Consider the following 14,365-nt stretch of genomic DNA (forward strand, 5'->3'; position numbering starts at 1 on the left):
GACGGAGGACTCTAAATGAATAGGCTTTTCCAGAAGAGTTGCAGCCCTTTTTTTACTACTTAAACCGATCTATGATAGGATAAGAAAGCTATAAAAGGAGGCAGTTTATGATTGAATTAGTGGTAACGGCAGAATCAGTGGCACAAGCCCACGAGGTTTTAACTGCAGGAATTGATACGTTATATATTGGTGAAGAGAAGTTTGGGTTACGGTTGCCTTACTCGTTTTCACGAGAGGAACAAAGAGCACTTGTAAACGATGCACATCAATTAGGCAAAAAAGTAAATATTGCAGTGAATGGAATTATGCATCCTGAGAAAATGAAGGAAATTCCTGAATATCTGGCATTTCTAAAAGAGATACAGGTGGATGAAATTACGGTTGGAGATCCGGGAATTATCTATACTATGATGAAGAATGAGGCTCTGCAAATCCCCTATATCTATGATGCGGAAACGATGGTCACCAGTTCTCGTCAAATTAATTTTTGGGCAAAAAAAGGGGCAATTGGTGCAGTACTTGCAAGAGAGGTTCCATTTGAAGAAATGAAGGAAATGTCTGAAAATCTTCAAGTACCAGCAGAAGTATTGGTCTATGGGGCAACTTGTATTCACCAGTCTAAACGTCCATTGCTGCAAAATTATTATAATTATACAGCGCTAGAAGAATCGACTGGAAAAGAGCGTGGTCTTTTCTTATCAGAGCCTAAAAAAGAAGAAACACATTATTCAATTTATGAAGATAGTCATGGCACACATATTTTTGCGAACAATGATGTGAATCTTATGGGGGAACTAGAGAAACTTCAAGAAGAAGGCTATACGCGCTGGAAATTAGATGGTATTTTTACGACAGGTGAAGAATTTGTAAAAATTGTTCAATTGTTTATTGAAGCGAAAAAAGTAATTGAAGAAGGAAAATGGAGCGAAGAAATTGCTGAATCCTATAATCAAAAGGTGCAAGAATCGCATCCCAAAAACCGTGGACTAGATAGTGGATTCTTCCATTTAGATCCTGATAAAATTAAATAAGGAGTACAAAAGATGACAACAACAACACGTAAATTAAAGCGTCCGGAAGTCTTGGCTCCGGCAGGTACACTAGAAAAATTAAAAACAGCCATTCATTATGGCGCAGATGCCGTTTATATTGGCGGAAATGCCTATGGACTAAGAAGTCGTGCAGGAAATTTTAGTTATGAAGAAATGGCAGAGGGCGTGGCGTTTGCAAAAGAACACGATGCAAAAGTCTATGTTGCTGCAAATATGGTGACCCATGAAGGTAATCAAGAAGGTGCAGGTGAGTTTTTCAGAGAGCTTAGAGATGTCGGCATTTCTGCGGTAATTGTTTCTGATCCAACCTTAATTGAAATTTGTGCGACAGAGGCTCCGGGGTTACCTATCCACTTATCCACACAAGCGTCTGCTACGAACTTTGAAACCTTGGAGTTTTGGAAGGAAGAAGGGCTAGAGCGAGTTGTGTTAGCCAGAGAAGTATCAATGGAAGAAGTTGCAGAGATTCGCAAACATACGGATGTTGAGATTGAAGCTTTTATTCATGGCGCGATGTGTATCTCTTATTCAGGACGTTGTACGTTGTCCAATCATATGTCAATGCGAGATGCTAATCGTGGCGGCTGTTCACAATCTTGTCGCTGGAAATATGATTTGTTTGATATGCCATTTGCAGGGGAACGTGATAGTTTAGTTGCGAAAGGGAAAGTTCCTGAGGAGTTCTCAATGAGTGCTGTGGATATGTCCATGATTGAACATATTCCAGAGTTGATTGAAAACGGTGTGGATAGTTTTAAAATAGAAGGACGTATGAAGTCGATTCATTATGTTTCTACAGTTTCAAATGTGTACAAAGCGGCTGTGGATAGTTATATGGAAGATCCTGAAAACTATGTTTGCAAACAAGAATGGATTGATGAACTGTGGAAAGTAGCACAACGTGAGCTGGCTACTGGATTTTACTATAAAACGCCAACAGAAGAGGAACAGTTATTTGGTCCTCGCCGTAAAATTCCTGTGTATAAGTTTGTCGGAGAAGTATTGGCTTATGATGAAGAGACAGGTGTCGCGACGATTCGTCAAAGAAATCATTTTTCTGTAGGAGACGAAATTGAATTTTATGGACCTGGGTTCAATCACTTCTCTCAATCAGTGAAAGTTATGTATAATGAAGAAGGTGAGTCAATTGATCGGGCTCCAAACCCAATGATGATTTTGACCATGCCAGTAGAACAACCAGTTAAGCCAGGGGATATGATTCGTAAGAAAAAAGAGGAATAAAGAGTTGAAAAACTTTTAAACGAATGATTCCGGCTTGAAGGACAAAAACAACCCAGAAAAGGATGCTTGTTTCACTGTCTGACTTAAAGGAGGAACATGAATGAAGGAATATGATTACCTAGTTATTGGTGGCGGCAGCGGAGGGATTGCTTCTGCAAATCGTGCGGGTATGCATGGCGCGAAGGTTTTATTAATTGAAGGAAATGAATTAGGTGGAACCTGTGTAAATGTAGGCTGTGTACCTAAAAAAGTGATGTGGCAAGCAAGCAGCATGCTGGAAATGATTCATAGAGATGCGGCGAGCTATGGTATTCAGTCATCTGTGGAAAACTTTAACTTTACAGAGCTTGTGGAAAAACGTGAAGCGTATATTGCATTTTTACATGGTGCGTATCAACGTGGTTTAGATAGTAACAACGTAGAAGTGGTCAAAGGCTACGCAGCATTCAAGGATACACACACGGTTGAAGTGAATGGTGAGTTATACACAGCACCGAAAATATTGCTTGCGACAGGTGGAAAACCGTCTAAAATGAGTATTCCTGGTGGAGAGCTTGCTTTAGATTCCAATGGATTTTTCCAACTAAAAGAACAACCTAAAAAAGTAGTAATGCTAGGTGCAGGCTATATTGCTGCTGAACTAAGCGGCGTGATGCACGGCATGGGGACAGAAGTTCATTGGGCTTATCGAAAAGAGCGTCCGTTAAGAACCTTTGATAAGATGTTAACCGACAACCTTGTGGAAATGTATCAAGAATCAGGGATGCACTTATATGCTAATTCTGTGGCGAAAGAACTGGTAAAAGAAGAAGATGGGCAGACAACTGTCTATTTTGAAACAGGTGAAAAGATTACTGCAGATTATGTCTTTTTTGCGGGCGGACGTATTCCGAATACAAGTAAACTTGGTTTGGAAAATACAGAGGTAAAAGTAGATGAAAAAGGCTTCATCCAAGTAGATAAGTTCCAAAATACAAGTGCTGAAGGAATCTATGCCATCGGTGATGTAATTGGAAAAATCGATTTAACACCTGTCGCAATTGCAGCAGGACGTCGCTTGTCTGAACGTCTCTTTAATGGGAAAACAGAAGAACACTTAGATTACAACCTCATTCCAACGGTAGTCTTTACTCACCCGCCAATTGCAACGATTGGTCTTACGGAAGAAGAAGCCATTAACGAACATGGACAAGAGAAAATTAAAGTGTATCGCTCACGATTCACACCAATGTATTTTGCGTTAAATGATTATCGTCAAAAATGTGAAATGAAATTGATCTGTTTAGGAGAAGAAGAAAAAATTATTGGCTTACATGGTATTGGAATTGGTGTGGATGAAATGCTCCAAGGATTTGCTGTAGCCATTAAGATGGGCGCAACAAAACAGGATTTTGATAATACGGTAGCGATTCATCCAACCGGTGCCGAAGAATTTGTCACGATGCGCTAGAATAAACGCTCCAAAAGGTAGAAAATAAACCTTTTGGGGTGTTTTTTTGATTCTCTTTTTGACGGTGAGAGGCAGACCATCTTTCATTTGACAAAGATAAGCCTCAAGCTGCTTACAGTCTACCAGTTATTAAGATTTCACGAGGCTGGGTATAACTTAGATAGTTCTATCTTTTCCACGTTTTTCTAAACGAACATATTCTTTTTCCGCACTCACGCTTTCATAAGCAGGACGAATAATTTTGTTGCCATTAATTAGTTCTTCCATGCGGTGAGCGCTCCACCCAACAATTCTGGCTATAGCAAACATCGGCGTATAGAGCTCTTCTGGTAAATCAAGCATGCTGTAAACAAATCCACTGTAAAAGTCGACATTTGCACTCACGCCTTTATAGATTTTTCTTTCCTCTGCGATGACCTCAGGTGCAATTTTTTCAACAAGTGAGTAAAGCTGAAATTCTTGTTCCCGTCCTTTGTCTTTTGCTAAGTCCTCAACAAATGCTTTGAAAATATCAGCTCGTGGATCGGAAATGGAGTAAACGGCATGGCCCATTCCATAAATCAGCCCTTTTTTATCAAATGTTTCTTTTCTTAATAGCTTGATGAGATATTCTCTGATTTGCCTTTCATCAGTTAAATCTGTAATTGATTCTTTTAAATGCTTTATCATCTCGGTAACTTTTCCATTCGCACCACCGTGTTTTGGTCCTTTAAGAGAGCCCAAAGCCGCAGCAATGGCAGAATAGGTGTCTGTTCCTGAAGAAGTAACGACATGTGTTGTGAAGGTAGAGTTATTTCCACCTCCATGCTCCATGTGTAAAACAAGAGCCATATCTAATACCTTTGCTTCCATTTCACTATAGGTTTTAGTAGAACGAAGCATGTGTAAAATATTTTCAGCCGTAGAAAGATTTGGTTGCGGGTGATGAATATACAGACTGTCATCATTTCCATAATGATTATAAGCATGATACGCATAAACAGCTAACATCGGAAATACGCTAATTAGCATTAAGGATTGATTCAAAACGTTTGGTAAAGAAATATCATCTGCATGTGTATCATAAGAAGCAAGGGTTAACACACATCGGGCAAGGGTGTTCATAATATCTTTTGAGGGAGCCTTCATGATGATGTCTCGAACAAAGTTTGTTGGCAAGGTTTGTTTTTCAGCGAGAATTTTTTTAAATGCAGATAATTCAGAAGAAGAGGGCAGCTCACCGAAAAGGAGTAAATAGCTGACTTCTTCATAGCCCAGACGATGATCCTGCAGAAAACCTTGAACCAGCTGCTTGATATTAATTCCTCGATAATGTAAGACACCTTCGCATGGAACAAGTACACCATTTTCGTAGTGTTGGGATTGAATCATTGAAATGGTTGTTAAACCGGCCATGACACCTGTCCCACTTACATCACGCAGTCCTTGTTTGACTTCATACTGTGTATAAAATTGAGCATCTATCTTGTCTTCTTTTGCGCATTGTTCTGCTAAATGAATAATTTCAGGTGTTGTATGGAAAATATCAGTCATATTAAAATTCCTCCATTAAATTTTAATGTAAAACACATAATAATCTCATTTTATAGATTGAGTCTCCTTTTGTCTAGTCGTTTTGTTCTGTTTTGAATAAAAACATAGAGTCTGTTGAACTTTATAAGAAAGAGAGCGCAAAATGGGTAGGAATTAAAGGGGTGGATGAATGGAGAAAGAACTTATTGAAGATAAAGGCGTAAATTCTTATTTTTATCTGATGAAAAAAGCAACGGAGCCTCTTTCTGTTTGTCGCGACATTCACAAGTTAGAGGATATTCCAACCGGTGAAAATCGCTAAAGAAGGCTCAGTTGCTCGATGAGTATTTAAATCGACGGTTAATTTGTACGATTCAGGATTTTTTTTGTGATTGTGGATAAGATGTTCTTTGTTTGCTGCTCATTTTCTGGAAGCTTGTCAATCGCAGTTAGTGCCTTAGATGTATAGTCTGAAGCCAAAGCCTGCGCTTTTTCTACGCCATGTAGTTCATGAACCAAGGTGAAGACTTTTTGCGTGTCCTCGTCGGTCATGTTCTCTCTTTTTTCAAGATAGGGTAAAAGAGCGGCTGTATTTTCCTGTAGTGCATACAATAACGGAAGGGAATAGATTCCTTGACGAACATCCTCTAATACAGGCTTACCAATTTCCTGACTATCTTGTGTATAATCAAGAATGTCATCAATAATTTGGAATGCAATACCTATATTTAGACCGATGTCGCCACATTTTTTTGCGAATCGCTGATTCATCCCACTTTCATACGCTCCGATGAAACAGCTTAATCCAAATAGTTCAGCAGTTTTACCTGAAATGTTTTCAAGATATTGCTCAACTGTGCCATCCAATTTATAGCGGCTATCCATTTGCCCAAGCTCACCGCTTAGAATTTTCTCCATGCTTCGAGAATTGAGCTGAAGGCTTTTTAGTGAGCCGGAGTAGTCAGCTAATAGTTTGAAACAGCAAACCAGTAAATAATCACCAGCATAAACAGCTACGTCATTGCCAAATGAAGAGCGAACAGTAGGAAGACCTCGGCGTAAATCTGCATCATCAACAATATCGTCGTGAATTAGAGTTGCAGTGTGTAACATCTCAATAGAAGCAGCCAAAGCCATTGCTTTTTTTCTGTCTTGTTCTGGCCCAAACTGGGAGAAAAGCAGTTGGTAGGCAGGACGCAACAGCTTTCCACCTGAATGAATCATTTCGAGGACCGCTTGTTCAACAGATTTATTTTTTAAGTTAATTGATTTTTCCATCAAATTTAATGTGTTGGTTAATTCTTTTGAAATTGATGGATAGGGTTTCCATATAGGATGAAGTTTCATAGTGGACTCCTTGTTTACAACAATTATTTTTTCGAATAGAGTATACTCCATTTATGTCGACTGTTTTTTTCATAATCTAATTGGAATCGGCGGAGTGTTTGAACATGAATTAGCAAGTAATTTGCCGCAATCCCTATGGCAATCCCTGATAATAAACCAATGACGGATAAGATTGGCAGGTAAAGCATCACGGCCCAGGATTGTGCAATCCAAGAAGCGGTGACTAATTGTCCAACATTATGCATAAACCCTCCAGTGGCACTGATTCCAATGATGCTCACACGCTTTGGTCCAAGCTGTTTTACGAGCAACATGCCAAAATAACTTAAAAGTGCGCCACTCATACTATATAAGAACGTCGAGATGGTTCCACCTAAAAGGGTGGTCAAAATTAATCTCATCCAAACAAGCAGGAAACTATCTCTTTTTGGCATAGTGAAAATAGCAATAATTGTAATCAAATTCGCTAGTCCAAGCTTTGCACCTGGAGCAAAGGCGAATGGATAGGGAATCATATTTTCAACTAAGCCGATAACGACACCTTGTGCAACGAGTAATGAAATATAAATATTTTTCTGTAATCGGCTCATAGGTTACGACAACACTAATAAATTAGGCTGCCATCATCACTCCCATCTGAAGTCTGGATTTCAATGACTAATTTATGTGGGAGACAGACTCGTGTGTCACCATTCCTTGATGCCCATCCCTGACGGACACAAATTTGATCGCCGCAATCAGCTTCTTTAATCCGAATTTTTCCATCACTTACTTCGATAACATTATAATCACCATGTTCATCTTCATAAGTATACGTATAGGTTTCTTGTCCTTCAGATAATTCAAATGTTTTGATTTCTTTTCCATCCACTCGAAGAATCGCTTCTTTGGTAACAGTCGCTTCGGCAGTTCGCTGCAGTCCAAAAATAACTAAGGGGGCAAATGAAACGAGAATGAGTCCAGTAATAATTGCCACATCCCAAGGTTTTAGGAGGCTTTTTTTGATAAATTCTTGCCACTTCATTCGCGTCACTCCTTCCTTATGAAAGATTTTTTTGAAAGACTGTCCTAATTTTATCACAAGAAGAAAAGAAAGTCCTAGGGTTCACCTAGAACTTTCTTTGATTGAAAGGTTATTTTTGTCCGTAAAGGGATTTGGCTGTTCCGTACCACCATTTACCAAGTGTACGTTGTAACCATGGGATTACCCAACGGTCTAAACCAACCGCGCGTCCAGAACCGTTCATTAGAGCAAATGCTGCAAAGATAAACCAAATATTTACCCAATAGAACATACCAGACATACAGAAAGTGATTACCAAGACAATTGTTGTTGCACTAGATAACCAAGTGAACAAGCCCGCAATTAATGCTAAAGCTAGAGCAATTTCAAAGAATACCATGAATTTTTGGAAGAACATTGCAACATCATTATTTGGCATAATGAATTGCATTACTTTTGTAAACCAGTTTGGTGATTTTTCAATCACGACCATTGGCTCTTCACCGTATGCATAGCTTAAACCAAAGTGTGCTGTTTGAGCAACTGCATCACCTGCACCAGAGGCAGCAGCATCCGCAGCGCCAGAAGCAGCCGTAGCAGCGTCAGCAGCACCTGCTGCTTCAGATGCACCAGAGGCAGCATCTGTTACATTGTATTCCCAAGTCCAAGGGAATACGCTGTCGCCTTTAAACCATGAACCATCGCCAAACCAAGTACTTGGTTTGAATACTTCACCGTCTCCGATAATCTTTTTACCGGATTCAACTAACCATACTAGACCATAGAATACACGTAATGGAACACTCCACAATACGTTTCCGTAACGAGAAGAATGACCACGTGCTACGTTACGATCATCTTTAATATGGAAGAACTCATGCATTAGATATTGGAACATATAGTAACCAGAACGAATATCAAAGAAATATTTTAAGTTAACGATATGTTTCATAATGATTGCTAGGAAGCCACTTAAATGAATCTTATCAAATAAGCTTGCAACACCCCATTTAGAACCGATAGAAACCATGAAGCCTTGGTAGTTTCCTTTAAATTTGTGTTTTTCTCCGCCTTTAATAGAAGAAACGATGTTCGCTGCTGCTGTGTGACCTGTTTGCTCAGCTGCTTGAACGATTTGTGGTGTTGGTGTGTTAGGGAATTCTTCGTAATAAACTAAGTCTCCGATAACATAAATATTTTTATCTTCATAGCCTTTTGCCTGCATATATTCGTTTGCAACTAAGCGTTGGCCACGTGCTGATTCTAATCCGAAGTCAGCAGCATCTGAAGTTGCTTTTACACCAGCAGTCCAAATAAGTGTATGTGTTGGAACATCTGAACCATCTTTTAGTTTGATATGATCAGGTGCGACTTCAACGATAGGAGAATTTACTAATAAAGTAACGTTCTTTTGTGCCAAGTAACGTTCAGCTTTTGCCGCATCGTTACGAGTCAACATATTTAGAATAGTAGGAACTGCTTCAACTACCATTAGAGTGAATTCGCTAGGGTCTAACTTATTGTCTTTTGCTAAACGATCTTTCCAATCAATTAGTTCACCAATCATTTCAATCCCTGTAAATCCAGAACCACAAACAACGAATGTTAACATTGCTTTACGAACTTCAGGATCTGGTTCAATTGCAGCTTTTGCCACAGTTGCTTCAATATGCTCGCGAATTTTCAACGCATCTTCAAATGACCAAAGAGTGAAGCCATTTTCTTTTACGCCAGGTGTACCAAAGTCGTTAGGTTCGCCACCCATACCTAAGATGACATGATCGAATGGATACTGACCATTTTTTGTGTTAACCACTTTGTTTTCTTTGTCGATACCAATCACAGTGTCCGTAACAAGGTTCACGTTTTTTTGACGTGAGAATAAGTGCTGTAAATCATACTGAACTGCATGTGGTTCAACACGTCCACCTGCAATTTCGTGTAATTCAGTCATCATAGTGTGATAAGAGTGACGATCAATTAAGGTAATTTGAACATCACTATTTTTTTTCAGTTTTTTTGCCAAGAATTTCGTTGCTGAAACTCCGGCATACCCTGCACCTACAACGACAATATTTTGCTTTGCCATTGATAATCCGCTCCTTAATATAAAAAATAGATAATTACTACACAATCTATTATATTATATAGAGATATGAAGGATTTGTCTAATGCTTATCGGTATTTTTTCAAAAAAAGGGACAATTATTAGTGATTACTTAGAAAACGATTGAATTTGTGAAATTTTTTTCAGAAATGATTGACATCTTGTTTGAAATCATTAAAATGTATATTGTATCACAAACGATTTTTGTGAAAACAAAAGGAAAAGGTGGAAGAAAAAAATGAAATCAAGAAAATTTGTGACAGGCTTCGCTATGTTAGCGTTATCTGTATTAGTTTTGGGTGCATGTAGTGCAGATGACAAAGGAAAAGACTCTTCAAGTGAATCAACTGCGGCTTCATCAGCAGTAAGTTCAGACAGCTCTTCAACAGAAGCCTCTTCAGAAGCAAAAGTTGTCGCAGGCGGCGAATTAAAAGATGGCACGTATACATTAGAAGAAAAGAACTATTCAAATGACTACCGCACAAAATTCAGCATCACAGTGAAAGATGGTAAGATTACAAAATCTGAATACGATGCTGTAAACAAAGATGGCAAGTCAAAAACAGAAGATACTGATTACAATGACATGATGAAATCAAAAGCAGGAACTAGCCCAGAAGAATTTATTCCTAAATTCAACGAAGAGTTAGAAAAAGCACAAAGCCCACAAAACATTGAAGTAGTTACTGGTGCAACTCATTCATTTGAATCATTCCAAAACTACGCACAACAATTAATTCAAGCAGCACAAGCTGGAAATACTGAAACAATTGAAATTGACAATGGTGCTAAATTGAAAGATGGTACGTACACATTAGAAGAAAAGAACTACTCAAATGACTACCGTACAAAATTCGTGATGACTGTTGAAGGCGGAAAAGTAACAAAATCTGAATACGACAACATCAACAAAGATGGCGAATCAAAAACAAAAGATGCAGATTATAACAAAATGATGCAAGATAAAGCTGGAAGCAGCCCAGAAAAATTCATTCCTGAATTAAACGAAAGCTTTGTTAAAGCAATGGACGGAGAAGATGCTTCTCCTGCGAACATTGAAGTTGTAACTGGTGCAACTCATAGCTCACATTCATTCATCATCTATGCTTCACAATTAATCAATGCTGCTGAAAAAGGCGACACTGCTACAATTGAAGTAGATAACATTGTAACTGAATAATTGTTCAACTATTGAGCATATAAACTGTGGCAGGACTTTCTAAGTTTTGTCACAGTTTTTTTGAGAAAAAAAGTGTTCGTTTAAGAAAAATTCTCTTTAGCCAGAAGTGAAACTTTGTGAAGCTATTTTAAAATGAATATATGGTTAAAGAAAAATAAACTGCTGATAAAAAGTTTAGTTTGTGAAAATATGAGCTTTTAAGTAAGAAGTAATGAGACTTTTCAAGCCGATAAAAACACGCTATTATATAGAAGTTGTAGAGAGACACTTTTTTGAAAAGAGGGAATATATGAAGAAAAAAAAGACGTTATCCATGTTGTTTGCTGTAGTAGCTATGTTCTTACTCGCTGCATGTGGTCAAGATAAAAAAGAAGAAGTGGCGAAAATTAATAGTGAGCCTTATGCAGAGGAACAATTCTTGCTAGGAACCTATGTCCGTATTCGTGTGTACGATGACGGGAAAAAAGAAGCACTGGCACCGGCATTTAAGCGGGTTAAAGAGTTGGGAGATAAAATTACTATCAACCAGAAAGGTTCAGAAATTGATGAGATTAATGCACAAGCTGGAATCAAACCAGTAAAGGTCTCAAAAGATATCTATGATTTGCTGAAACAAGCCTATACGTATAGTGAGGAATCGAATGCAGGATTTAATATGACCATCGGCGCAATCACACAGCTATGGCGTATCGGATTTGATGATGCAAGAAAACCTGAGCAGTCAGAGATTGACGAAGGACTGAAGCATATCGATTATCATAAAGTAAAATTTGATGATAAAAATCAAACCGTTTTTCTTGAAGAAAAAGGAATGATTATTGATTTAGGAGCAATTGCAAAGGGCTATATCACGGATGAAGTAGTGAAGGTGCTGAAAGAACAAGGTGTAACAACAGCGATTATTGACTTAGGGGGAAATGTTTATGTTTTAGGACATAGCCCACGTGGTAAAGAGGAACCTTGGACAGTAGGAATTCAAGATCCGAATTCTCCAAGAGGGTCAGTGTTGGGAAGTATCAAAGAAACGAATAAGACATTAGTTACCTCAGGGATTTATGAACGTTATTTAGAGGTTGATGGAAAGAAATACCATCATATTTTTGATTCAAAAACAGGCTATCCTTATGATAACGACGTTGCCAGTGTCACAGTCATTACAGATAAATCAATTGATGGCGATGGACTAACGACAGTGATCTTTGATAAAGGAGTGAAAGCTGGGTTGGACTATATCGAAAAACACACAGATAAAGGAACGAATGCTATCTTTGTAACTAAGGAAGATAAAGTCTATGTTACAGATGGAATTAAAGGGGAATTCAAATTAGATGATGACTCAGATTATACTATGGGAGACCGTAGCGAGCTGAAATAAAGGAGAGAGAGAATGTCATTCAAGGTGTTTTTGGAAGTGGTTGAGATTCGAACAAAAGTAGCGAGTGTCTTTCCCTTTGTTATCGGATTGTTGTTTTCGCTGACTTACTTCAAGCAGGTTCACTGGAGCTACACAGCATTATTTTTTGTTGGAATGGTTATCTTCGATTTAGCTACAACTGCCATTAATAACTACATGGATTATCAAAAAGCTCATTCTGATGTATACAAATATGAAGAAAATGTCATTGGTCGTGAACAACTTTCTCCGACTTTAGTCAGAAATATGATTTTTGCAATGATCTTTTTCGTTCTATGTGTCGGACTAGTGTTGACCTATTTTACTGGCTGGTTACTATTAATTATGGGTGGCGTTTGTTGCTTTATTGGTATATTTTATACGTTTGGCCCCGTTCCGTTATCTAGAATGCCATTGGGAGAGATTTTTAGTGGTGTGACAATGGGGTTGGGAATATTTGCAATGACGGTCTACTTAAATACATTTAGTAAACATGTCTTTTATTTGGATGTTGACTTTCGTACGGGAGCATTTTCATTAGACGGAAGTTTGTGGGCTGTGTTAGCAGTAGTTGCTGCTTCACTACCATTAATTTTTACGATTGCGAATATTATGCTTGCAAATAATTTACGAGATTTGGATAGAGATATTGAAAATCGTCGGTATACATTAGTCTATTATATTGGACGTCCACAAGGAATTCTATTGTTTCAAGGGTTGATGTACGGTTGTTATCTAATTATAGGTTTGGGTCTGTTGTTTGGACTTTATGAATGGCCAATTTTAGTTACGTTTCTAAGCTTACCGAAAATTTACAGTAATTTGAAAGAATACAAAGACGTTTTGCCTCAGCCTAAAAGCTTTGGCTATGCGATTAAAAACATGATTTTGTTCAATGGCAGTTATGTGCTTGGATTGGTATTGACCTTTATTTGGCAAAAAATTTAAGGATTTGATTTTAGATACAGAGAATAATAAAAATGAGGAAGCAAACAATCTGTTTGCTTCCTCATTTTTATTGAATTGATTTTAAACTGATTTCTCCAGATGAAAGGATAAAAGATTCCTTTCCTACTTGAACAACTAGCTCACCAAGCTCAGTAATTGATTGAGCAATACCGGTATATTCTTGATTTTTTTGAACAAAAGTGACGGTTTTGCCTAAAACAAAGGATTTCTTTCGATAAATTTCTAAATAATTATCTGTTGGTAAATGATCCATGTGATAGAAGAATCGCTGCCAAATTTTCGCAATCAATTCATTTCTTGTGATGCTGGCATTTCCGTCAGCGAATATAGAGGAGGCTTTTTCTTGTAATTCAGAAGGAAAATGTTCTTGAGGAAGTGAAAAGTTTAGCCCCATGCCAACAATGATGTGAGCGATATGCCCACTTTCCATGTCGCTGATTGCTTCTGACAGGATACCACAGATTTTTTTTCCGTTTAAATAGATATCATTGACCCACTTGATTTCTGTAGAGACACCTACCAGAGAGTCAATGGCTTCGGCAACTGCGACTGCTGCAAGAACGGTATATTGAGGAAGCTCTTCAAACGAACGATCTGGACTCAACAGTAAGCTCATATAGATGCCTCTTCCTTTTTCAGAGTAGAAAGGGCGACCGAAGCGTCCTTTTGGCTGTTCCTGCATATCTGCAACAAACAATGCAGGACCTTGTTGCCCTTCAATCGCAGCATATTTTGCGACTTTCATGGTAGAGTCAGAGGTTTGTGCCACATCAATAGTAAGTGAAGGCAACTGATGAGCAAGTTCTTCTTTTGAAAGAACATCAGAGGGAAGATAACGATAGCCGACTGCTTGATGTTCAAATTGATAGCCTGCTTTTTCTAATTCCTTGATGGCTTTCCATATAGCTGTTCTTGAAACACCCAGTTCTTGGGCGATTTTCTCCCCAGATAAAGCTTCTGATGTGTTTTTTAACAAGGTTAAGACACGCATTTTAGTGGACATTTATTTTCCTCATTTCATTTATTATCCATAGTTTAGCAAAAATGGAAGAATTTATCAGCAAAGAATACATCTTTGGACGGATTTTTTTTTCAGAAAAAAAGCTATAA

At 38.2% G+C, this 14,365-nt stretch carries 13 protein-coding genes; 7 read left to right on the forward strand and 6 right to left on the reverse strand.

Annotated features, from left to right (window positions below; all coding sequences use genetic code 11):
- Positions 1-107: 107 nt before the first annotated feature.
- The 3 genes from I589_RS11430 to gor all read left to right on the forward strand — a co-directional run bounded on the left by I589_RS11430 (position 108) and on the right by gor (position 3,744).
- A complete protein-coding gene (locus I589_RS11430; RefSeq protein ID WP_010767921.1) occupies positions 108-1,031 on the forward strand; it encodes a peptidase U32 family protein in 924 nt (307 codons plus the stop codon).
- 12 nt (positions 1,032-1,043) lie between these two features.
- Positions 1,044-2,294 carry a peptidase U32 family protein gene (locus I589_RS11435; RefSeq protein WP_010767922.1) on the forward strand — a complete coding sequence of 417 codons (1,251 nt, stop codon included), beginning with the start codon at positions 1,044-1,046 and terminating at the stop codon, positions 2,292-2,294.
- A 100-nt stretch (positions 2,295-2,394) separates the two neighbouring features.
- Positions 2,395-3,744, forward strand: a complete 1,350-nt coding sequence (gene gor / locus I589_RS11440) for a glutathione-disulfide reductase (protein ID WP_010767923.1) — start codon at positions 2,395-2,397, stop codon at positions 3,742-3,744.
- Positions 3,745-3,900: 156 nt separating this feature from the next.
- Here gor and I589_RS11445 read toward each other — a convergent pair whose 3' ends face one another.
- Complete coding sequence (locus I589_RS11445) at positions 3,901-5,277, reverse strand: citrate/2-methylcitrate synthase (protein ID WP_010767924.1); 1,377 nt, start codon at positions 5,275-5,277, stop codon at positions 3,901-3,903.
- A 169-nt stretch (positions 5,278-5,446) separates the two neighbouring features.
- Here I589_RS11445 and I589_RS18715 point away from each other — a divergent pair, with 169 nt between their 5' ends.
- On the forward strand, positions 5,447-5,578 hold the full coding sequence (locus I589_RS18715) for a hypothetical protein (protein WP_010767925.1): 132 nt from the start codon (positions 5,447-5,449) through the stop codon (positions 5,576-5,578).
- A 38-nt stretch (positions 5,579-5,616) separates the two neighbouring features.
- On the opposite strand, the gene I589_RS11450 is transcribed toward I589_RS18715, so the two are convergent.
- The 4 genes from I589_RS11450 to I589_RS11465 all read right to left on the reverse strand — a co-directional run bounded on the left by I589_RS11450 (position 5,617) and on the right by I589_RS11465 (position 9,695).
- The gene (locus I589_RS11450) at positions 5,617-6,603 is read right to left on the reverse strand and encodes a polyprenyl synthetase family protein (protein WP_010767926.1); all 987 of its coding nucleotides are present in this window, start codon (positions 6,601-6,603) and stop codon (positions 5,617-5,619) included.
- A gap of 23 nt (positions 6,604-6,626) precedes the next feature.
- The gene (locus I589_RS11455; RefSeq protein ID WP_010767927.1) at positions 6,627-7,193 is read right to left on the reverse strand and encodes a Gx transporter family protein; all 567 of its coding nucleotides are present in this window, start codon (positions 7,191-7,193) and stop codon (positions 6,627-6,629) included.
- 14 nt (positions 7,194-7,207) lie between these two features.
- Entirely contained in the window at positions 7,208-7,627 is a 420-nt protein-coding gene (locus I589_RS11460) for a NusG domain II-containing protein (RefSeq protein WP_010767928.1), read from the reverse strand.
- Between the two features lie 109 nt (positions 7,628-7,736).
- A complete protein-coding gene (locus I589_RS11465) occupies positions 7,737-9,695 on the reverse strand; it encodes an NAD(P)/FAD-dependent oxidoreductase (RefSeq protein WP_010767929.1) in 1,959 nt (652 codons plus the stop codon).
- A gap of 256 nt (positions 9,696-9,951) precedes the next feature.
- On the opposite strand from I589_RS11465, the gene pplA reads away from it, so the two are divergent.
- The 3 genes from pplA (at position 9,952) to menA (ending at position 13,234) form a co-directional block, all read left to right on the forward strand.
- Positions 9,952-10,893: an extracellular electron transfer flavoprotein PplA gene (gene pplA, locus I589_RS11470; protein WP_010767930.1), complete on the forward strand. Its 942-nt coding sequence runs from the start codon at positions 9,952-9,954 to the stop codon at positions 10,891-10,893.
- A gap of 289 nt (positions 10,894-11,182) precedes the next feature.
- Positions 11,183-12,268, forward strand: coding sequence for an FAD:protein FMN transferase (locus tag I589_RS11475; protein WP_010767931.1), 1,086 nt, complete (start codon positions 11,183-11,185; stop codon positions 12,266-12,268).
- A 12-nt stretch (positions 12,269-12,280) separates the two neighbouring features.
- Positions 12,281-13,234, forward strand: a complete 954-nt coding sequence (gene menA / locus I589_RS11480; RefSeq protein WP_010767932.1) for a 1,4-dihydroxy-2-naphthoate polyprenyltransferase — start codon at positions 12,281-12,283, stop codon at positions 13,232-13,234.
- A 67-nt stretch (positions 13,235-13,301) separates the two neighbouring features.
- On the opposite strand, the gene I589_RS11485 is transcribed toward menA, so the two are convergent.
- Positions 13,302-14,258: a biotin--[acetyl-CoA-carboxylase] ligase gene (locus tag I589_RS11485; protein ID WP_010767933.1), complete on the reverse strand. Its 957-nt coding sequence runs from the start codon at positions 14,256-14,258 to the stop codon at positions 13,302-13,304.
- Positions 14,259-14,365 lie beyond the last annotated feature (107 nt).

The organism is Enterococcus phoeniculicola ATCC BAA-412, assembly GCF_000407505.1.
GTDB lineage: Bacteria > Bacillota > Bacilli > Lactobacillales > Enterococcaceae > Enterococcus_K > Enterococcus_K phoeniculicola.